The following is a 20375-nucleotide window of genomic DNA, read 5'->3' on the forward strand; positions in this document are numbered from 1 at the left end:
CTTACGAATGATATTTAATTTTAACGATTTTCCTGAGGAAATTGCTCAGAAATATGATATCTGTATCGTTGGTACTGGAGCTGCATCACTCGCAATGCTTTCGCAACTGCTTGATAATGAATTAACCATTTTAGTTCTTGAAGCGGGAGGAGAGTACATTACGGAAAAGAATCAGGATCAGTATAAAACAATTAATAAAGTACATCCATTTCCGGGTGCACTAGATGGTAGGTTTAGAGTGTTTGGAGGCTCAACTACCAAATGGGGTGCACAATCATTGCCGTTAGAAAAAATTGATTTTATTGAACGAGATTGGATTAACAATAGCGGTTGGCCGATTTCATATAATGAAGTATTTACCTTTTACTCCAAAGTAGATAGCTTTTTGCAACTTTATCCAGTGGAATATGCTGAAGATATTTCAACTATAAATCAATTGCCAAAGCTGCAAGCAAATACCAACATTTCATTAAAGTTTTCGAAATGGAGTGCCAAGCCAGATTTAAGAGAAAGTTTCAGAGAGCAACTTATTAAATCGGAGAATGTAACGCTAATTCAAAATGCAAATGTTGTAAATATTAATTTGTTTGCTAGTGGAGATAGAGTGGAATCTTTAACCTGTGTAAATCTCGAAAAAAAAGAATTTAAATTTTCTGCAAAGAGATTTGTTTTAGCATGTGGTGGAATAGAAAACGCAAGACTTCTACTTGCATCAAATAACCAGATGAGCAACGGTATTGGAAATCAAAACGGAATGGTTGGGCGCTATTTGCAGGATCATCCCAATGCTCATATCGCAACTTTGCATGCAAAAGATGATAAAGCCCAGGCTTACTTCAATTATTTCTACATCAACGGAACTAGGTTTTTGCCAAGATTTGTTTTTTCTGAGAAATTCCAAAGGGATAATCTGATTTTGAATAGTAGCGCCTATTTTTCGTTCATAACAGACGAAAACGATCTGTTTTCAATAATCAAGGATTTTTACAGAAAATATAGAAGACGAAGTTTGGTGTCTGCTGATTTTAAAATCATTTTTAAGGTTTTAAAAAACATGCCCCACCTCTTTAAAATTGGCTACAGCTATGCTATAAAAAAGCGGGTTTATACCCCAAATGCTGTCCTAAAATTGAACTTAATGACAGAAGCAACTCCGCTAAGCGAAAATAGAATTTGTTTAAGTAAGGAAGTTGATCAATTAGGAATGCCTAGAGCAATAATAAATTGGGAAGGTGATGAGTTGATGCGACAAACATTTATAAAATCCGCAGAGTTTCTAAAAAAATATTTTGACAAACTAGATCTTGGCAAATTGGAGTTAGATGATTGGATTTATGATGCCAAGTGGTTTGATCATATAAAAGATGCGAAACACCATATCGGCACTACTCGGATGGCAACAGACGAATATACTGGGGTAGTAGATTCAAATTGCCGTGTATTTGGTATAGATAACCTTTATATCGCTGGCAGCTCTGTGTTTCCAACAAGCGGACATTCCAACCCAACAACGACGATTATTGCACTTGCATTTCGTTTAGCAGATCACCTAAAAAATAACAAACATGATTAATTTAGAAAGGTTAAAAACCGAAAAGTTTCTCGGTTGTGGTTGCTCTACATTTGGCGGTAGTGTGTCGAAAAAAAATGCACTCAGAACATTAGATGTTTGCTATAACGAAGGTATTTTATATTATGACGTTGCTAGATCTTATGGCTATGGAATGGCCGAAGGAATAGTTGGACAATTTATCGGAAATAAACGATCTAATATTGTGCTCGCCAGCAAGTTTGGTATTGAAGCACCCAAGTCCTTTCCGTTTAAAAGCTTAGTTACTGGTGCCGCTAGGTTTATAAAAAATCAAATCCCTGGAGCAAGTAATGCTTTGAAAAGTGCGTCGAACAGCGTTTTAGAAAAGAAATTTTTTACACCACAAATGGTTGTTGATTCCTTAAACAAAAGCTTAAAAGAACTTAATACCGATTATTTGGACATATTTATTTGCCACGAATCCACTTTTGAGGAAATGTTGAATGAAGACATTAGGGCTGTTTTAGAAGCTGAAAAAGATAAAGGTAAAATAAGAATTATCGGAACTAACCTTAACCATCAAAAGGAACGAGAAAAACTATTGTCGAGTAATTACTTTCCGTCTGCGTTACAAATTCCATTATCGTTTGATAGCATATTTGATGCATTGGTTAATAGGAAAGAGCAGATCAATATCGTTTATTCTGCGATGAATTTGTTTAAGCAATTTACCGAAAAACAGATTTCCTTTTTAAGAAGCCTTAAGACCAATAATGTTGGCTTCGATTTGCTGGAAAATGAAAGAGAATTGTTGTTGAGTTTAGCATTTCAAAAAATAAATTCTGGGGTGCTGTTAATGTCAACAACAAACGAAAAACACATCAAGCGAAATGTTCAGATTTCAAAAATTACTAATGAGGGTAATTTTAAGCAATTAGATTTTAGCCAACTCAATAATCACAATTAGGCATTTTGTACGAAAAATTAATATATCTCTTTAGCATCTCGTCAATACTGTACTTTGCGTATGTATTGATAAAGTTTGGCGATCCCAAAATGTACTTGCTGAGTGTTCTTTATTTATTGCCTTTTATGAATTTTTACGCAACTAAAGTTTCTATGGGCGGGTTTAAAGTTTTCGACGTGGTTACATTTGGAGCATTGTTATACTTGCTAAAGTATTTTTTAGTAGACAATTACATCAACAAAAAATATTTTCATTTGCTTCTGTTTTTGTTATTACTTGCTATTGCCGTAATTGGATCATTGATTTCTGAACACCCAAATAAGTCGTTAGTTGATGTCTTTAAAATAATTCCAATTTTTGTTTTTTGTAGGTTTTTAATGCTTGAATGCTTACAAGACTTTTCATTCCATTATAAAATTATAAACGTACTTAAATTAGCATTTTCTGTTGCAATTGTTTTTCTCCTAATCCAGTTGATTTTTGGGTTAAAGTTTACATTTTATCATACATTAAACATAAACACCTTAGACCCTTTTAGCGGTAAAATTCGATACCCCGGATATTTTCATGATTCTCAAGTACAGGGTCAATTTTTTTCGGTAGGCAGTTTTTTATTCTTGTATGTAAAACAAGAAGCCAAAGTTAGTTTCAGGCTTTTAAATTATTTTATGTTTTTTATGGCTGTGGTAGCTATATATATGTGTGGAAGCAGATCCGCATTTCTCGGTTTTGGCATTGGTCTAGTTTTGTCAATGCTCACAATCGGTAAGAAGTACATAGGCTACCTTTTCATCGGTGTGTTGCTGTTAGGTGCAACTGTATTTTATTTCCAGGATAAAATTACAATTCTAAATAGATCTAAAGATATTGGAAGCGACCTTAAATTCAGGCAAACAATTTGGAAAGAAGCTTATAAAATTGGAACAGAACATCCATTTTTTGGAATAGGAAGTGGCAATTATGAAGAATATACCAAACTACACAATCCCAACCAGTATTTTGAATTAGAAAATAACGAGATCGCGTATTTTGACCAGCCTGAGAATGGCTATTTAAAAATACTGGTGGAATTTGGATTTACTGGTTTAGCAATCTTTTTACTAATGGTCATTACTCCCCTTGTAGTGTCGTTTTTGGATTATGTAAGAGGCATTCGAAGTAACGGAATTATTTTATTTATTTCTGGAGCTATAAGTTTCTTGGTGGCATTCAATAGCGTTTACTCTTTGTTCGATACAAGAATGCTAATAGTTTTTAGCGCCATAATCGTTTTACTCATCACGTACCCTAAAAATCAGATTTACGGTGAAGAAAATTAAGTTAGTATATTCGCAAGTTGCCAAGTCAGAGCTGTTTAGAAATAGTGCATGGGGTATTTTTTCAAATGTTCTTCAAACACTTTTTTTAAGTATTTTTTTCGCTATTACAGCTCGCAAATTTGATATAGACCAATTTGCACATTTTTTAATCGCTACAACTGTTTATCAACTTATCGTAGCATTTTCTTCAATGGGATTAGGCCAATGGTTTATTAGAGAATTTAATACTCAAACAGATAAGCTGTCTTTTACAAGCAAATTCATTAAGCTGCAAATTTCACTTGGAACTATATTTTATTTCGTTAACATAGCCTTAGCTTTTATTCTTTATGATGATGCGGAGATTTTATGGCTAGCTGGCATTTTAGGAATTAATATCATTTTCGATAATTTGATTTATGCCATCAAGCACTTAAACATAGCCGAAGGAAGACAAAGAACAACGTTTAGTATTCTGATTATAGATGGTTTCCTTAAACTATTAGTTGGGTGTACGTTGTTCATTTACCCCATGTCTATATTTACATTGTCGGTAGTCTTGTTATTTGTGAGATTTTTTACACTTAACTTATTTATAAAATTAGGATCATCTAATACTATTAATGTTGCGAGTTTATTGCGCTCAAAAGTTTCGTTTGATGATATTAAGCATCAGATTCTTTTAAATTGGCGATTTGTTGTTATTGGCAGTATTTCGATAATTTTTTGGAGGTCAGCAAATATTATTATTTCAAAAGTTTTAACACAACAGGACGTAGCAGATTATGAAATTGCTTTTAGAATTTTTTCTATCGGGCTAATACTGCCTACAATTGCATCTGCAACGGTGTTCGCAAAGTTTATCAAATTTGCTCAAGCTAATGAGCAAGAAAACCTAAAAGATCTTTACAATAAAGTATTTCTAGTTTACAATATTTTCTCGTTTCTGTTTTACGCCTTTATATTTTCGTTTTCTCACACGTTAATTCCGTTGGCGTTTGGAGGTAAGTTTGATGGTGCAATAACATGCGTTAAGCAAATGTTTCTGGCATTCTTATTATTTCCAACTTTGTTACTCCAGGCAAACTTAATAGTAGCTATGAAGGCGGAAAAAATAGACATGTGGCTAAACATTCTTAGTCTAATCTTAATGCTTGTTTTTTGCTTTACAGGATTGTATTTCGAAAAATCATTAACCGTAATAAACTATGCAATACTACTCTCTTTCGGAGCATTCCATATATTTCAAAATATCTTTCTAATGAAAAAAGGTATAACAACGATAGCTAAAAGCTTAGTGTTTTATCTCATTGTTTCAGTTTTCGTAATCCTTTATTCTATCTTATCGGTAAAGTTAAATGAGTATTTAGTTTTCGCCGGATTTTCTACCATAATATTGGCGTTTGCAATCTATAAATTCATGAACATTTACAAAAAACCTGTCATCGACTAACAAATTAATTATGCCATTTTTATCTATAATCATCCCGGTTTACAATAAAGTTAATTACTTAGATAGTTGCATAAATTCTATTCTTGCTCAATCTTTCACAGATTTTGAACTTATTTTAATTAACGATGGTTCTACTGATGGTAGCGGAGATAAATGTGATAAATATTGCGATATAGACCGACGAATCGTTGTCTTTCATCAATCGAATAAAGGTGTTTCTGCAGCACGTAATAAAGGGCTTTCTATGGCAAATGGAAGCTACGTTGGTTTTATAGATGCCGATGATACAATTGAGCCAGATATGTACGAGTTATTGGTAAATAATTGCAGGTTGACCAACGCAGACCTATCAATATGTAGCATAGTAATACGAGAGAGTGAATCTTTTGAAACAAAAAATAGCTTCAGACGGGATGCATCTATGTTATCGCAATCAGCAACCCTTACGGCCTTGCTTAATGGTAAAATAAACTGGAGTGCTAATAACAAAATATACAAAAGAGAATTAGCAACTGCCGTAGCTTTTGAGGGGCGAATGAATGAGGATTTATTGTACTGTTTTAATGTTATTCGTTTAATGACGGGCCACGCCGTTTTTGCTGACGAGGAAAAATACAATTACATAAAACGTGAAAACTCCGTTAGCTTAACAAAGTTTAGCGAAAAACAGCTCGAAAGCGTATATGTATCTAATAAAATACTAAAAATTGTAAACTCAGAATTTGGGAAACATGTAGAAGAAGCAAAGATCTTAGATTTGATCTCAAACCTTTCTATTCTAAATTTAATAATTTTAGCAAAAGAGCATCGTTCGTCTTCTTACGCCGAAGTGGCTCAAAATCTGCGTAATTACAAGTCTTTCATTACTACAACTCAAAAGCTTAGCAAGAGGCAAAAATATGCAGCCCAAATTTTTATTTTAAATGACGCATTGTATAGAAGGTTGCTGAAAACATATTGTTTTATTTTTCAAACCGAGGCTGGTAAAAAAACACTTTAGGACATATAAACGCATGAAAATTTTATTTATAGGAGAAGATTTGAACAAATCTCGTTCTGGAGTGGTAACGGTAATGAACCAAATACTTGCCGACAAAAACCTTGAAACACTTACATCTTACAGAACAATTTATACCACAAGCGATGATTATTCTAACGTTAGAAAGTTACTATGTTGGTTAAAGGCTTATTTGCTGTTTATTTATTATTTGCCAAAATGTCAAATTGTACACATACATCATGCATCCGACTTAAATTTTTGGCTTTCAGGAGGAATGGTTTACCTCGCTAATTTTCTTAACAAAAAAACTTTGCTACATAACCACAGCGCAGATTTTCACGAATTTTATAATGGGAGTTCGCAAAAGAACAAGGAAAAAATAATAAAGATATTTAACAATGCCAGCGCAACTATAGTTTTGTCTAACCAATGGCTTGGTTGGTACAATGAGATTGCCCCTAATGCGAAATTTTTCATGTTGCAAAATGCAATTGAGATTCCAGAAAATATTCAAACCAAAAATTTTAAGACTGAGAAAACAATATTAGTTTATCTAGCAAGAATAGAAAAACGAAAGGGCTTTTTCGATTTAATGAAAGTAATGCCAGATTTGGCAAAAAGGTTTCCAAATTTAGAGCTTTACGTTGCCGGTCAAGGAGATGTAGAAATGGCCAATAAACTGGTGAGGGAATACGGCCTTGAAAACAGTGTTTTTATCTTAGGTTATATCGATAGTATAAAGCGTGACGAAATACTTAAAATGGCGCACATTCTAGTTTTTCCAAGTTACAACGAAGGTTTACCAATGTCTTTGTTAGAAGCGATGTCTTATGGAGTAGTTCCAATAACAACGCCTGTTGGCGGAATACCAGATGTAGTAGTTAATGGTAAAAACGGCTTTTTAGTAAATCCTGGAGATACAGAAGAACTTAAAAAAAGTATTGATTATTTATTAATCTCACCAAATAAATATGCGGACTTGTCTGAAAGTGCTAGGGCTGATGTGGATAGAGACTTTAACTATAAAAATTACGGGAATAAGTTAATGAAAATCTATAATTCTATATTGCAATGAAAATGAAAAAAATAGGCATAGCATTTTCTGGAGGCGGTCATTACTTAGAAGCATTAAAAGCTTGTTCGCTTTTAGTTAACCACGATGGTTATGATATTTTTTATGTTACCTATAAGCCCTCGAAACCTACACATTTTGATAAAAGAGCTTATTTTGTTGCACACCCAGAACATGGCTTTATTTTGAAAAGAATTTTCTTGTTGATGGTGAATTTTGTGCATTCTTTTAAGGTGTTTTTGAAAGAAAAACCTGATGTCATTATCTCTACTGGCGCAGATGTTACCTTATCTATTATGATTATTGCCAAGGTTTTTAATAAAAAACTTGTGTTTATAGAATCTGGTGCCAATGTAACCAAACCTTCACTTACAGGTCGACTAATTTACCGGTTTACAGATGTATTTATAATTCAATGGGAAGAATTGAAAGAAGTTTATCCTAAAGCAATAGTAGGCATTAATTTATTATGATATTTATCACCGTTGGTACAGCAAATAAAGGTTTTGATAGGCTAATTCAGAAATGCGATGAGCTAGCACTGAAGTACGGCTTATCTTTTTTTGCGCAAATAGGCAGCAGTCAATTCACACCCAAAAATATTCCCTACAAGCGTTGGCTTAACAAAGAAGAAATTACAAAATATTATCAGGATGCCAGTGCATTTATTATACACGGCGGTTTCGGCACGTTAAGCGAAATATTAAGGATTGGTAAGCCCATAGTTGTAGTTCCTAGGACATTTGAGAATGGAGAAGCTGTAAATGACCAATCCGACCTGAGTTCTAAACTCGCAGCACTAGGTTTTGTAATAAACGTAACAGATATGGAAATGTTGGAGCCTGCTATTAACGCGATTAATACTACTTCGCTTAAATCCTACAATTTGAATTCTAATATCCCGGAAATTTTAAAAGAAAGTATATTGAATCTGCTTAAATAAATGTTAACATAACAGGTATTAACAAAAACCGATTTTTTTTATATATTTGGATTCAGATTGCTCTCTATCAATCAGATAAGGAAATTGTTTATTGTTGTATTTTTGTTTTAAACCTGTTTATGAGATTTCCAAAACTTATAACCTTTATCTGTTTATTCGTAGCGTTAATATTTCTATCCTGTGCTAAAAAGACAGATGTAATGTTAGTCGAACAGGTCGCCAAAATTCCATTGCCTCCAGCTATTCCTATGGCGCCGAAATTTCATGTTATAGCATATGTTCCGGAATGGTCTATTGATATGAATTCTATACAATTTGATAAGTTAACGCATATAAACTACGCTTTTATTTTACCAACTGTTAAAGGTGATTTGAGTCCGATAGGTGATGTTTCGGCACTTAAACAGTTAATTGCGAAAGCACATTCTAATAAAGTTAAAGTGCTTGCATCTATTGGCGGTTGGAACCACGGAGATGCGAGTGCATTTATCTCGTTGTCGGCAAATGAGTCGTATAGAAAAAACTTTATAAGTCAAATACTCCGACTTTTTGAAACTTATAGTTTTGATGGAGTTGATATTGATTGGGAGACACCTAAACTTGGTGTAAGTGATAAGAATTTTACGGCCTTAATTAAAGAGTTGTCTACTGCCGTACACAACGAAAAAAAAATAATAACTATTGCCGTACCACCGTTAAACGAGCCAGGGATCGAAAATGAAGTTTTAACTCATATCGACTTTTTAAATATAATGGCATACGACAGTTTCAGTAATTTACTTAATCATTCTCCATATAGTTTGGTAGTGGATGGTTTAGCGTATTGGAAGGGAAGAGGGCTACCAAGTTCTAAAGCAATTTTGGGCGTTCCATTTTATGGGCGAGCCCGAAAAGATTGGGATTTCACCTCGTATGTTTTATATAAAGATATTTTGCAAAAAGGAGGTTCGGCAACAAGCGATACATTTAATGGCATTGGTTACAACGGAATCCAAACCATAAAGAAAAAAACAGAATATGCTTTAAAAGAAGCAGGCGGGGTAATGATATGGGAATTGTCAGCAGATGTTGCAGGCTCAAATTCGCTATTAAATGCTTTAAATGAAGTTGTCACCTCTAACACTGATAAGAACTAATCCCGCTTTACAGTTCTAAAAACTAAGTTGTGTTTAACTATAAAGTATATAAAACTTTTTAGGTGGTACCAAGTTAATATGCTGATTTTAGAACTACCTCTCTGATGATCATGTATCATCTTTGATTCTGGGTAGTAGGTTACACCCGGGCCTAATTTCCAAGATCTAAGACACAAATCTTCATCTTCTACATACAAAAAGAATTTCTCATCAAAACCATTTAGCTTTTTGTAGTATTCTTGTTTTAAGAGCATGGCTGCACCTAAAGCCCAATCAACTTTTTGTGTTTTATTCTTATCAAAATCAGATAGTAAATAAGCCCTTACAGTTTGGTTTTTGGCGCTGTCGTTTCCTTTAGAGATTAATCTAGCAAAAATTATTTTGAGGCTATGAAAACCCCTGATGGATGGCTGGTAAGATAAATCGGAGTTTAATAACTGCGGACAAACAATTCCAGCATCAGGATGCTGTTGTGCGAACTTAAACAAGTTATTTAAAGCATTTTCCAGAATTACAACATCAGGATTACAAATGAAAATATATTTTCCAAAAGCTAAATTTGCTCCTTTGTTATTGTTGTATGCAAAACCATGAATCTCTGAATTAACAACTAATCTAACATTTGGATAGTTTGTTGCTACAAATTCAGGTGCCCCATCAGTTGAGCAATTATCTATTATGATTACTTCGTAAGTTAATGCGCCGTCATCAATTTTGTTTATAGAAGTGAGCAGGTTCTTTAATTTCTTAAGATGGTTCATTGTTACGATAACAATTGAAACATCTATCGCTACAGAGCGATCAGCCGTTGACATAATGTATATATTATTTAAAGGCTGTAAACACCAACGCAGCTATGGACAATGCAGAGAGTAAAATTGTGGTAGTTTGGTATCCACGACTTACTTGAGCATACTTTACTTTTCCTGGTTGCACAACAATTACATCATTATTTTTGAGATAGTAATTTGGAGAACTAAACAGAGCTTCTGAAGTAAGATCTATCGAAATAAATTTTCTTTCTCCATTTATCTCCCTTACCAGTAATACATTTTTTCTTAAAGCAGTTATATTTAAATCTCCAGCTAGCCCTAATGCTTCCGTAACGGTTATTCTCTCATTGGTTACAGGGTAAATGCCAGGCTTAGCAACATCACCTAACACGGAAATTTTAAAGTTCATTATGCGAACTGTTACTGATGGTTGTTTCATGGACGGTCCAATTTTTTCAAGAATTTTGGCTTGAACCTCTGACGTGGTTAGGCCAGCAACTTTCATAGTTCCTACGGTAGGGAATTGTATATTTCCGTTTTGATCAACCAAATATCCAATAATAGGATTAGTTGCACTCACATCTAGATTATTTCCATTGATTCGATTTAAATTACTGTTGAAAATTGCAGCAGCTTCTGGATTTAGGTTCACTACATTTACACCAAGAATATCTTGAGGTTGAATTGTAATCGGAGTAAAATTTGCTATTTTTTCAGTAGTATTTGTTTTTACATTTTGAAAGTATGGCACATCTTTATATGCAGTGCAAGAAATGCAAATTGTAGTAGCAATTAAAATAACTAAGCTGTTTATTAATTTTTTCATTATTTTCTAGAGACAAGTAATTTTCGGTATTCGATTTTTAGAAGTCGCTAAATTACTTAGCTGGCATCAGTAGCCCAATAGCCCTTTAAGGCTAAACATTTGTGTAGTTTGTACAAGTCTCTCAATAGCCTTTTAAAAAGGCTATTATCGATTTTTAATATCTAAAATTGAACCATAGTCAAAAAGGGCTATTGTCGAGCCTGATAACAATAGATAATTTCGAATGTTGAAATCGAGTGCTTTCTCGACACACAAATCATCAGACAAATCTTAATTCATGAACATTGCGATTCTAGGCACCAGGGGGATACCAAATAGGTACGGGGGATATGAGAGGCTTGCGGAGCTTTTAGCGCTTGGTTTGGCCGGCCGAGGACATGAATTGACAGTGTACAGCCCCCATAACCATACCTTTCAAAAACCTAGTTGGAATGGCATTAACATCATTCATATTGAAGATCTTGAATATAAACTTGGATCTATAGGGCGTTTTATTTATAACTACAATTGTTTAAAAGATGTAAGGGCTAAGGATTTCGATGTGCTTATCCAATTAGATTACACAACAATTTCCGTTTTCGGTTTTTTGTTTCCCAGAAATGCAAAAGTTATCACTTTAATAGATGGGCTTAGCGGCAAGCAAGCCAAACACGGTAAGTTAATGCAACAATACCTTTCGTTCGCAGAAAAAATGGCGGTTAAGCATAGCGATTTGATTGTAACAGACGCAACCTCTGTTGAAAGAAAAATATCAAATAAATACGAGAAAAAAGCAGTTTATATTCCTTTCGGTGCAGAAATGCCTTCGCAATTTGATGACCTAATCTTGCAAAGATATAATTTGAGTGCTGGCAATTACAACATGTTATTTAGCAAGTTGATTCCGGAGAACAGGATTGAGGAAGTGTTGGATGGGGTAGTGTTGGCTGATAATAACGTACTATTTTTAGTTGTGGGAAATGATGTTGGCAGTTATGCATTAGCGTTAAAAGAAAAGTATCAAAAATTTAAAAATATCCTGTTTTTGGGTGCTATTTACGATACTCAGCATTTGAATAACCTTAGGCATTATTCCAATCTCTGTTTTCATAATAATTGGGCATACAGCGCAAATCTTGCTTTATTTGATGCAATGGCTTCTGGCAGTTTAATAGTTGCAAATAACAATAAGATTAATAAGGACTTGCTAGGCGAAAATGGCTATTATTTTAACGATGCATACGAGGTTGCTAAACATCTTATTAAACGAAAAAAATCTGATGCCAAAGCACAGGAATTTATTTTCAATAACACCAAAAAAATAGCCGAAAAATATAATTGGAGGCGTGTTATAGACAACTATGAAGATTGCCTTTTACAACCAGATAATATGCCGATAGTAAAACGTACAGAACTAAACCAATTAGAGCGCTAATAAAAATGAGGTTATCAAATCATAAAATGGATTTTGCGCTTTTTCAGGATTGGAAAGTGAACAGGGGTAGCCTTAAGGGGCAAATCGTAATGTTCCTTTTTCGTTTGGCTAAATTGGTTAAAAGTAATATCGTATTCAACGTGCTGTTCTTTTGGTATCTTTTATTGTATCGGTTTTTTATAGAATGGATACTCAATATTGGTATTAATTGGAATGTAACTGCTGGGCGAGGGCTAAAACTTAATAGAGGTTATGGGTCTGTAATTTCTGCAGATACTATTATTGGAGATAATTGTACTATAAGGCATTTTACCACGATTACCAATAAAATTGCCGAAGATGGTTCGTCAGGTAAATCGCCAAAAATTGGAAATAATGTTGATATTGGCGTAAATGTGGTAATTATTGGCGATGTAGTGATTGGCGATAATGTAACCATAGGTGCCGGTACGGTAGTCACAAAAAGCATCGAATCAAATTCTGTTATGGTGGGCAACCCAGCAAGGCTGCTTAAAAAAGTTTACGATCAACATTCATTCGCTTAATAATTCTGCAGTTTCTGTGCTAGCGTTTATGATGTAACTAGCTGATAATGTTTTCATAGTTAATCGTCTTTTTAAAATCCCTTTCTTACATCGCACTGCGAACTTACTACTAGTTTATTTACTACTATGCTTACGCCATCTTCGGGTAGGGCTTAAGTATAGGTCAAATATGGTAATAGTGCAGATTTTTGCTCTAATTGCAGAGGTGCTAACGAAGTGTCCGTTGGTTTATGGATGTTACACTCCATAAGTAACTATCCGTCTGTGAATAGATAAAATATAGTTTAGGCGTAAATGAAGCGTAGTACCTTATGGAGAATTTGAGAAAAGAGCGTGTTTAATTTGTATTGTGATTAAATCTAATAACCACCTCTGATAGTGCGGGCGACATTTTAAATTTAAGGAAGCTCAACGTTAACAAATTTAAATTATTTTGCAGACGATAAAATAATTGTTACATTGGTTGTGTTTAAGAGGTTAGACGCAAAAAAAAGAGGCGTTAACATCCATTAACTACCTCTTTACCTATTGTTTTGTTTATTGTTGCTTTTTAAGACCTTTGTTAACTATGTAGTTGCTAAAGGATTTGTTTAAAAAAGAGGGGTTGACATCCATCAACCTACCTCTTTACCTATTGTTTTGTTTATTGTTGCTTTTTAAGGCCTTTATTAACTATATAGTTACTAAAGGATTTGTTTAAAAAAGAGGGGTTGACATCCATCAACCTACCTCTTTACCTATTGTTTTGTTTATTGTTTTCTTTTAATAAGCGTTATCTTCTCCCTTTAACGCATTGGTTACTGTTTTAAGTATAATTTCAACATCCTTACTTAAACTCCAGTTTTCCATATACCAAACGTCGTGCTCAACTCTATCTAGCATTTGCTGGTGTATCTTGGTTTCCCCTCTATGTCCGTTAATTTGTGCCCATCCAGTAATGCCTGGCTTTAAATAATGGCGAACCATGTACTGGCTAATTATTTTTCGGTATTCTTCTGTGTGTTTTAACATATGAGGTCGCGGACCCACAACACTCATATTACCCATTAGCACATTAAAAAACTGTGGTAGTTCATCTAAGCTAGTTTTACGCATAAACGAGCCGATTTTGGTAATTCTCGGGTCGTTTTTCGTAGCCTGTTGTTTGTTGCTGTCTGCATTTAGCCTCATGCTTCTAAGCTTGAAGCATAAAAAAGACTTGTTGTTTCTACCTGATCTCGCTTGTGTAAAAATTGGAGCGCCTTTGGATTCGATCATAATCGCAATCATCAAAATTGGCAACAGCCATGATAATAGAAAAACGATTACACATAGGCTAAAGACAATATCAAAACTTCGCTTTATTAAGCGGTTCCAGACTAAATCTAAAGGTTCATTTCTAGCTACTAAAATCGGTATCCCGTCATAAAATCTCGATAGTTTGTAATTTTCGGTTGCGAAGGTTGCTTCCTGGTTCTGAAACTCTAAGAAAGACGTTACAAACTTAACCCTTACGCAGTTTTGCTCGGCCAAAGCAATTAGGTTATCCAGTCCTGTATGGTTTTCAGGAAACAAGGAGGTATAAACCTCGTCCAAATTGTTTTCGATGGCAAAATGTATGGTAGATTCTAAATCTTCTAAACTATCACTTTGGGTTTTAGTATCTGTCTTTATGTCTGGGTAAGTTCCAGTAAATTCATACGAAAGCTGGTTTTGCATAAAGTACTTCTCCAGCCTAAGGTTAATGTCATTACCGCCAACTATTGCAATTCTTTTTCTAATCAAGTCGGCATTTAGGTAATAATTTTTGGTAAAGTAAATTCCGGCTCTCACCAACGCTAAAAATAGTATTTGAAGTAGAATGGCTATTACAATATAGTGTTGCAACAAATCGAATGCAGAAAAAGCAAGTGATAATACGGTAAAAGCGGTCAGTTGCAGGGCAATTGTTTGTAAACTCTTTAACCAAATGCTTCTGTTTTGCTGTAGGCTTTGATAGCTGTACAGTTTTGTTAGCAATGCAGCCAAAATCCAAGATAGATTTAACTTTATTAAATAGGCTATGCTAACTGAGATGTTTAACTCGTCATGTTTTATAATATCAAAAAAATAGAGAACTGCATACGATGAGTTGATGGCGATTGCATCAAATACCGCTAACAGGGCTATTAAGATAAATACATAACGATTTTGCATATCAATTGGGATGATTTTATTGTTGAATTTTAACCGAGCACAATGTCAGTTACAACTCACAATTCAAAAATCCAATTTCTATGCCTTAAGTACAATAGCCCCTTTGGGCTATAGCTGGTTAAAAGCTGTTAAATTTGTTTAAAGCTTCTACTTTGTTTTGTACGTGAAGACGCTTGTAGATGTTTTTGCAATGGTTTTTTACAGTATTTGGGCTAATGTCCAACTGGTCTGAAATTTCTTTGTACAACAACCCTTTGCTTAATAGTGATAGAACCTCTAGCTCTCGCTGGCTTAAACCAAAATTTGAAGGAGCCGGTTGTTTGTGGTGCATGCTGATTACCTTTCGGGCAATGTACGGGCTCATCGGCGAGCCACCATCATATAACTCTAAAATTGCATTCTGTATTTCTAAGGCGGTAGAACCTTTTACAATATAACCAGATGCTCCAGCCTTTAAAGCGTTAAAAACGTTCTCGTCATTCTGAAATGAGGTACACATTAGAAATTGCGTGTCAGGTATTTGAGCTCTAACCTGTTCAATGAGCTCAATGCCAGAAATATCTTTCATTTTAATGTCTAATATTGCTATATCGGGAGGATTGTTAACAAGTTCGTTAATCGCCTCTTCGGCCGATGGATAAACACCAATAATATTAAACTGCTCATGGGTCTCAATCGCTTTTGCAAGCGATTTTCTGTAGTTCTCATGATCTTCAACAATAGATATAGAAATCATTTTTAAATGTTTAAACATTAAATGTTTGCGAATATATACTATCTTAGTTTATTAATCTTAATATTGAAGTAAAAAAAGATGCACAACCACCACAGAACCACTTAAAAAAGTGCTGCTGTTTTATTCACATTTTAAAAGCACTGTAAAAATAATACCTAATTTATAAAAATATTTATTAATAAATGTACCTAAAATTAGGTATTTGACTTCAGTATACAATATTTTAGCTTGTTATATTGTTCTATAATTCCCATTTTTGATATCGGAATAATTTTCAACCCTCTTTACACAATGCAACCTATTTTACACTTAATTGTTTTGTCGGTACCTCAGAAAGAATCAAGTCTCTCTGTAGCCTATTTACAATATTGGTGGGCAGTGTTAATGGTTATATTAGTTGCAATTACAGCTATTATTTATCTTTCCTATAGATATACCACCCTTCGAGATAAATCAAAAAAGATTCTTTTAGAACAACAGCAATTTATAAGAGCCGAAAGGCAACGCATTAGTGGCGAAATACACGATGATATTGGTTCTGGGTTATTCGCTATACAACTTTTTGCAGATACGGCCAGTAAAAACAGAACAGATGTAGCTGAAATAAAACAAATTAGTGGTATGGTTAACGAGATGTCCGAGAAAATCCACGAGATTATTTGGAGTACGAATTCTGAAGGCGACAACTTAGAGAACTTACTTTATTATATCGAACATCAAACAATCAAGCTATTTGAATATACAGATATCAAATACATTCCTGATTTCCCGATGCACGTGCCAGAAGTTATTATCAATAGCCAAGGGCGAAGAAATACTTATCTAGTAGTAAAAGAAACGGTTTACAATGCAATAAAGCATGCTAAGGCTACTGAAGTGTCAACTACTGTTACGGTTAGTAATGGCGTTTTGCTTTTTATTATTAAGGATAATGGCATAGGTTTCGACCCAAAAGATGCCCGCCATAATGCAATGGGACTTAAGAATATCAAAAAACGAATCGAAAAGCTTAATGGTTCGTTAATTCTCGAAAATTATAAAGGGACCATCGTAAAGATTAAAATTCCGTTAAAAGAATTTTCTTCTTAAGTAAGTTTTTATTTACATCGGTTTTACTTTATTTCCAGTTACTTTTGTTGCAAACGTAGAACATGGAAACTAAAACACCTGTATTCTCAGGCTATCAAAAACTAATCGTTTTTTTACTTGCCGTAACGCAGTTTACCGTTATTTTAGATTTTATGGTAATGTCTCCGTTGGGAGATATGCTGATGAAATCCATGTCGCTAAAGCCTGCTGCTTTTGGGGTAGCCGTTTCTGCATATGCTTTTAGTGCAGGTATTTCTGGTTTATTAGCTGCGGGTTTCGCCGATAGGTTTGACCGTAAAAAACTATTACTTTTCTTTTACGTGGGCTTTACTATAGGTACCGTGTTTTGTGGTTTAGCGCACACATACGTAGAATTGGTTGCTGCAAGAATATTTACCGGTTTGTTCGGTGGTGTAATTGGTTCTATCTCAATGGCAATTATTACCGATATTTTTAATCTGCAACAACGAGGCCGGGTTATGGGCTTTATACAAATGGGTTTTGGTGCAAGTCAGGTTTTAGGTATACCCATAAGTTTATACATTGCAAACTTATGGGACTGGGAAGCGCCGTTTTTGATGGTTGCAGGCTTAGCAGCTATAATTGCAATTTTAATAGCGTTAAAAATGAAGCCACTTACCCAACATTTGGCGGTTAAGTCGGCAAATTCTCCTTTAAAACATTTATGGAACACGTTACGGAAGAAAAGCCATCGGATAGCCTTTACCTCAACCGCTTTGTTATCAATTGGTGGTTTTATGATGATGCCGTTCGGCAGTTCCTTTGCAGTAAATAACCTTGGTGTTTCCAATGCCCAATTAACCATGTTGTTTATGTTTTCTGGTGTTTGCTCATTAATCGTTATGCCAGTAGTAGGCAAGCTAAGCGATAAAGTAAACAAATTCAAAATCTTTGCTTTTGCGTCTATTTGGATGATGATTATGTGCGTTGTTTATACCAACCTTTCGATTACTCCGCTTTGGCTTGTTATTGTTTTAAATATACTTTTAATGATTGGCGTAATGAGTAGGATGATTCCTTCGCAAGCCTTAAACAGCGCCGTACCTAATCTAGAAGATAGAGGTGCTTTTATGAGCGTAAACTCGTCTTTACAGCAAATTGCTGGTGGGGTAGCAGCGGCAATTTCTGGGATGATTGTAGTGCAGGAAACAAAAAATAGTCCCCTAGAACATTACAATGTAGTTGGGTACCTTGTGGTAGTTATATCAATCATCAGTATAATCTTAATGAACAGGGTTAGTAAGTTGGTAAAAGCAAAAGAAGGCGAAAGTACAGAGCCATCAAGCCTTATTAATCAGGCTTAAATCCATCCTAAAACAAAACAAAAATTCTTACGTTTAATTATATTGTATAACTACTAAATTATTAATGTTAACTTTTTGTTAGCTTAAACGCTCCATATTAAATTTTCCTTTTAATTAATCCTTCTACGTTATCAATGGTCATAACATAGAATTTACCAGTTAATTATGAAAGCGAAATTCCATCATTTCTACTTAGCAACCTTAGCATTTACATGCGCTATATTGTTTTGTTCTTTCGTTAGAAATTTCGAAGCTGTACAAAAATTAAATCTTCCTTACAAAAAAGCGGGCTTAACAGAACAACAGGCTGCAGCTCACTTATTAAATAGGTTTACTTATGGCGCTAAAGATGGCGATGTTGAGGAACTCATTGAAATGGGTTTGGAAAAATGGCTCGATAAGCAACTAACCGGAAATTTATCGGACACCGATTTAGATAAAAGATTAGCTCAATTCGATGCGATAAATCTGACCAATACCGAAATAGAGAATGTTTTTCCTCGTCAGGCGCAAATTGTGAGGTTTGCAGTGCGAGATGGATTTATACATAAAGATTCGGTTAATCGGCAAAATACCAAAGCTTATAGGGATACTTTAGCGGTTTATATGCAATCGAAAGGACTAAAACCACAACAAGAGCTTTATCGCCAATTCATAAATCAAAAGATTTTGAGGGCAACCTATAGTAATAATCAATTAAGAGAATTACTTACCGAATTTTGGTTTAATCATTTTAACGTTTCCTTAAGTAAACCACAATGCGCAGCTTACATTCCGTCTTTCGAGCGGGATATTATAAGGCCGAACGTTTTTGGAAAATTTGAAAACCTACTTTTAGAAACTGCCAAATCTCCGGCAATGCTCATGTATCTGGACAATTTTACCAGTACAGGTAGTAATACGGTTGTAGATGATCGAGGAAACGAAATAATAGCCGCAAAGCCTAATGCAAAACCAAAAGCATTGCAAAAAAACCGACAAGGTTTAAATGAGAACTATGCTCGTGAGGTAATGGAATTGCACACTTTGGGCGTAGATGGCGGTTATACGCAAAGCGATGTAACCCAAGCAGCTCGAATTTTAACTGGCTGGACTTTAGCGCCCATGGGAGATGACGGTTATGGTAAGCCAATGAAGAATCTTATCGATAGATTAGGCGAGGAAAACTTGCGAAAACGCGGATTTGTACACGATGGAGATTTCTTATTCGCTATGAACAAACACGATAATGGCGAAAAGACTGTTTTGGGTAGAAAATTTCCGGCAGGTGGAGGTTATGAAGAAGGAGTAGAATTGTTAAAAATGTTGGCCCATCATAAAAGCACGGCTAACTTTATCTCAACGAAATTGGCCACACGTTTTGTAAGCGATCAACCTGCCAAAACGTTGATTGATAAAATGGCGAAAACATTTTTAAGTACCAACGGAGATATAAAGGAAGTTTTAATCACTATGGTAAATGCGCCAGAGTTTTGGTCAAAAAATGCATTGCGAGAAAAAACCAAGTCGCCGTTTGAATTAGCAATAAGCGCTGTGAGAAGTTTAAATGCCAATGTAAACCAACCTTACCAATTATTTAGTTGGATAAATAAAATGGGTCAGAAAATATATTATTACCAAGCGCCTACCGGCTTTCCAGATAGAGGGCAGTATTGGATAAATACAGGTTCGCTATTAAACAGAATGAATTTTGGACTCGCATTGGCATCTAAAAAAATCCCTGGAATAACTTTTGATTTGGCAGCCTTAAACAATAACCATGAGCCTGAAAGTGCGGAAGCAGCCTTAATGGTTTACAGCAAGATGTTTATGCCAGGCCGGGCTTTGAATGAAACGGTTAATAGGTTAAAACCGATGTTAAACGCTCCAGATTTAGAGGCTAATGTTGCAAAGGCCGCAGAGCGAAATACAGTAAACAAGCAAACCATGAATGCAAATGATGAGGATACAACCCTGATGGATGCAATGGATAAAAAACAAGCACAGGCAAAGGCATTAGCTAATGCTAAACTACAGAAAAACGCTACGAGCAATATGCTTTCGCAAGTTGTTGGGGTAATTATAGGTTCACCAGAATATCAACGTAAGTAAT

Annotated in this window: 18 protein-coding genes; 14 read left to right on the forward strand and 4 right to left on the reverse strand. The window is 34.7% G+C overall.

What is annotated here, in order from left to right:
* Nucleotides 1–7 precede the first annotated feature (7 nt).
* The 9 genes from DUT69_RS04050 to DUT69_RS04090 all read left to right on the forward strand — a co-directional run bounded on the left by DUT69_RS04050 (nt 8) and on the right by DUT69_RS04090 (nt 9400).
* Nucleotides 8–1573, forward strand: coding sequence for a GMC oxidoreductase (locus tag DUT69_RS04050; protein ID WP_113651834.1), 1566 nt, complete (start codon nt 8–10; stop codon nt 1571–1573).
* Entirely contained in the window at nt 1566–2498 is a 933-nt protein-coding gene (locus tag DUT69_RS04055) for an aldo/keto reductase (protein WP_113651835.1), read from the forward strand. Before DUT69_RS04050 ends, DUT69_RS04055 begins: the two co-directional genes overlap by 8 nt.
* 125 nt (nt 2499–2623) lie before the next feature.
* The gene (locus DUT69_RS04060) at nt 2624–3817 is read left to right on the forward strand and encodes an O-antigen ligase family protein (protein WP_162796167.1); all 1194 of its coding nucleotides are present in this window, start codon (nt 2624–2626) and stop codon (nt 3815–3817) included.
* Nucleotides 3804–5249: an oligosaccharide flippase family protein gene (locus DUT69_RS04065; RefSeq protein WP_162796168.1), complete on the forward strand. Its 1446-nt coding sequence runs from the start codon at nt 3804–3806 to the stop codon at nt 5247–5249. The genes DUT69_RS04060 and DUT69_RS04065 overlap by 14 nt, the downstream gene beginning before the upstream one ends.
* Nucleotides 5250–5259: 10 nt before the next feature.
* On the forward strand, nt 5260–6249 hold the full coding sequence (locus DUT69_RS04070; protein ID WP_113651838.1) for a glycosyltransferase family 2 protein: 990 nt from the start codon (nt 5260–5262) through the stop codon (nt 6247–6249).
* Nucleotides 6250–6262: 13 nt separating this feature from the next.
* The gene (locus DUT69_RS04075) at nt 6263–7324 is read left to right on the forward strand and encodes a glycosyltransferase family 4 protein (RefSeq protein ID WP_113651839.1); all 1062 of its coding nucleotides are present in this window, start codon (nt 6263–6265) and stop codon (nt 7322–7324) included.
* Nucleotides 7325–7326: 2 nt separating this feature from the next.
* On the forward strand, nt 7327–7794 hold the full coding sequence (pssD, locus tag DUT69_RS04080; protein ID WP_162796169.1) for a PssD/Cps14F family polysaccharide biosynthesis glycosyltransferase: 468 nt from the start codon (nt 7327–7329) through the stop codon (nt 7792–7794).
* Nucleotides 7791–8264 carry a glycosyltransferase gene (locus DUT69_RS04085; protein ID WP_113651841.1) on the forward strand — a complete coding sequence of 158 codons (474 nt, stop codon included), beginning with the start codon at nt 7791–7793 and terminating at the stop codon, nt 8262–8264. Before pssD ends, DUT69_RS04085 begins: the two co-directional genes overlap by 4 nt.
* Nucleotides 8265–8383: 119 nt before the next feature.
* Entirely contained in the window at nt 8384–9400 is a 1017-nt protein-coding gene (locus DUT69_RS04090) for a glycosyl hydrolase family 18 protein (RefSeq protein WP_113651842.1), read from the forward strand.
* Here DUT69_RS04090 and DUT69_RS04095 read toward each other — a convergent pair.
* Together DUT69_RS04095 and DUT69_RS04100 are read right to left on the reverse strand one after the other, a co-directional pair.
* Nucleotides 9397–10215: a glycosyltransferase family 2 protein gene (locus DUT69_RS04095; RefSeq protein ID WP_113651843.1), complete on the reverse strand. Its 819-nt coding sequence runs from the start codon at nt 10213–10215 to the stop codon at nt 9397–9399. The genes DUT69_RS04090 and DUT69_RS04095 overlap by 4 nt on opposite strands.
* Before the next feature lie 10 nt (nt 10216–10225).
* Nucleotides 10226–10999: a polysaccharide biosynthesis/export family protein gene (locus DUT69_RS04100; RefSeq protein WP_113651844.1), complete on the reverse strand. Its 774-nt coding sequence runs from the start codon at nt 10997–10999 to the stop codon at nt 10226–10228.
* Between the two features lie 277 nt (nt 11000–11276).
* Between DUT69_RS04100 and DUT69_RS04105 the strand changes: the two genes are divergently transcribed.
* A complete protein-coding gene (locus DUT69_RS04105; protein WP_113651845.1) occupies nt 11277–12413 on the forward strand; it encodes a DUF1972 domain-containing protein in 1137 nt (378 codons plus the stop codon).
* A gap of 5 nt (nt 12414–12418) precedes the next feature.
* The gene (locus DUT69_RS04110; protein ID WP_240186653.1) at nt 12419–12958 is read left to right on the forward strand and encodes a serine acetyltransferase; all 540 of its coding nucleotides are present in this window, start codon (nt 12419–12421) and stop codon (nt 12956–12958) included.
* Between the two features lie 762 nt (nt 12959–13720).
* Here DUT69_RS04110 and DUT69_RS04115 read toward each other — a convergent pair.
* Nucleotides 13721–15133 (reverse strand): exopolysaccharide biosynthesis polyprenyl glycosylphosphotransferase, encoded by a 1413-nt coding sequence (locus DUT69_RS04115; RefSeq protein WP_113651847.1) that lies wholly within the window; start codon nt 15131–15133, stop codon nt 13721–13723.
* Between the two features lie 118 nt (nt 15134–15251).
* Nucleotides 15252–15869: a response regulator transcription factor gene (locus DUT69_RS04120; RefSeq protein ID WP_113652495.1), complete on the reverse strand. Its 618-nt coding sequence runs from the start codon at nt 15867–15869 to the stop codon at nt 15252–15254.
* Nucleotides 15870–16160: 291 nt separating this feature from the next.
* Between DUT69_RS04120 and DUT69_RS04125 the strand changes: the two genes are divergently transcribed.
* From DUT69_RS04125 to DUT69_RS04135, 3 genes are all read left to right on the forward strand, one after another.
* The gene (locus tag DUT69_RS04125) at nt 16161–16958 is read left to right on the forward strand and encodes a sensor histidine kinase (RefSeq protein WP_113651848.1); all 798 of its coding nucleotides are present in this window, start codon (nt 16161–16163) and stop codon (nt 16956–16958) included.
* A gap of 62 nt (nt 16959–17020) precedes the next feature.
* Nucleotides 17021–18283: an MFS transporter gene (locus tag DUT69_RS04130; protein ID WP_113651849.1), complete on the forward strand. Its 1263-nt coding sequence runs from the start codon at nt 17021–17023 to the stop codon at nt 18281–18283.
* A gap of 165 nt (nt 18284–18448) precedes the next feature.
* A complete protein-coding gene (locus DUT69_RS04135) occupies nt 18449–20374 on the forward strand; it encodes a DUF1800 domain-containing protein (protein ID WP_113651850.1) in 1926 nt (641 codons plus the stop codon).
* Nucleotide 20375 lies beyond the last annotated feature (1 nt).

It is taken from the genome of Pedobacter namyangjuensis, from assembly GCF_003313325.1.
Taxonomy (GTDB): domain Bacteria; phylum Bacteroidota; class Bacteroidia; order Sphingobacteriales; family Sphingobacteriaceae; genus Pedobacter; species Pedobacter namyangjuensis.

What these genes read in the sequence shown, in the direction of transcription:
- DUT69_RS04050 (WP_113651834.1), top strand. Translation starts at nt 8, where the DNA reads ATGATATTTAATTTTAACGATTTTCCTGAGGAAATTGCTCAGAAATAT.
- DUT69_RS04055 (WP_113651835.1), top strand. Translation starts at nt 1,566, where the DNA reads ATGATTAATTTAGAAAGGTTAAAAACCGAAAAGTTTCTCGGTTGTGGT.
- DUT69_RS04060 (WP_162796167.1), top strand. Translation starts at nt 2,624, where the DNA reads ATGAATTTTTACGCAACTAAAGTTTCTATGGGCGGGTTTAAAGTTTTC.
- DUT69_RS04070 (WP_113651838.1), top strand. Translation starts at nt 5,260, where the DNA reads ATGCCATTTTTATCTATAATCATCCCGGTTTACAATAAAGTTAATTAC.
- DUT69_RS04075 (WP_113651839.1), top strand. Translation starts at nt 6,263, where the DNA reads ATGAAAATTTTATTTATAGGAGAAGATTTGAACAAATCTCGTTCTGGA.
- pssD (WP_162796169.1), top strand. Translation starts at nt 7,327, where the DNA reads ATGAAAAAAATAGGCATAGCATTTTCTGGAGGCGGTCATTACTTAGAA.
- DUT69_RS04085 (WP_113651841.1), top strand. Translation starts at nt 7,791, where the DNA reads ATGATATTTATCACCGTTGGTACAGCAAATAAAGGTTTTGATAGGCTA.
- DUT69_RS04090 (WP_113651842.1), top strand. Translation starts at nt 8,384, where the DNA reads ATGAGATTTCCAAAACTTATAACCTTTATCTGTTTATTCGTAGCGTTA.
- DUT69_RS04095 (WP_113651843.1), bottom strand. Translation starts at nt 10,215, where the DNA reads ATGTCAACGGCTGATCGCTCTGTAGCGATAGATGTTTCAATTGTTATC.
- DUT69_RS04100 (WP_113651844.1), bottom strand. Translation starts at nt 10,999, where the DNA reads ATGAAAAAATTAATAAACAGCTTAGTTATTTTAATTGCTACTACAATT.
- DUT69_RS04105 (WP_113651845.1), top strand. Translation starts at nt 11,277, where the DNA reads ATGAACATTGCGATTCTAGGCACCAGGGGGATACCAAATAGGTACGGG.
- DUT69_RS04110 (WP_240186653.1), top strand. Translation starts at nt 12,419, where the DNA reads ATGAGGTTATCAAATCATAAAATGGATTTTGCGCTTTTTCAGGATTGG.
- DUT69_RS04115 (WP_113651847.1), bottom strand. Translation starts at nt 15,133, where the DNA reads ATGCAAAATCGTTATGTATTTATCTTAATAGCCCTGTTAGCGGTATTT.
- DUT69_RS04120 (WP_113652495.1), bottom strand. Translation starts at nt 15,869, where the DNA reads ATGATTTCTATATCTATTGTTGAAGATCATGAGAACTACAGAAAATCG.
- DUT69_RS04125 (WP_113651848.1), top strand. Translation starts at nt 16,161, where the DNA reads ATGCAACCTATTTTACACTTAATTGTTTTGTCGGTACCTCAGAAAGAA.
- DUT69_RS04130 (WP_113651849.1), top strand. Translation starts at nt 17,021, where the DNA reads ATGGAAACTAAAACACCTGTATTCTCAGGCTATCAAAAACTAATCGTT.
- DUT69_RS04135 (WP_113651850.1), top strand. Translation starts at nt 18,449, where the DNA reads ATGAAAGCGAAATTCCATCATTTCTACTTAGCAACCTTAGCATTTACA.